The sequence below is a fragment of the Pseudomonas sp. SIMBA_041 genome (genome assembly GCF_046535095.1).
Classification (GTDB): Bacteria; Pseudomonadota; Gammaproteobacteria; order Pseudomonadales; family Pseudomonadaceae; genus Aquipseudomonas; species Aquipseudomonas mucoides.
On sequence record NZ_JAWRXJ010001064.1, the window covers coordinates 1 to 228 of the forward strand.

A 228-nucleotide genomic window follows, 5' to 3' on the forward strand; every position below is an offset into this window, starting at 1 on the left:
CCTTATAAGTACAACAAACAAGGAAGTCAGTTCTATGTCAAACATTTACCACAGTGCACCATCTGCCTACGATTATCCATTACTGGTCAAACAATTATTAAGCCGTGCAAAAACGGTATCGCAAGATCAAGAGATTGTGTATGCGGACAAAAAGCGCCTGACTTATAAAGAATTGTTTGAGCGGATCAATCGTTTGGCCAATGTATTGGCAGACTTAAAGCTTGATGC

At 39.9% G+C, this 228-nt stretch carries 1 pseudogene; it reads left to right on the forward strand.

Annotation, left to right across the window (positions count from 1 at the left end):
- Positions 1-34: 34 nt before the first annotated feature.
- Positions 35-228 (forward strand): annotated as a pseudogene (locus tag SB725_RS34370) (fatty acid--CoA ligase); the annotation flags it as partial.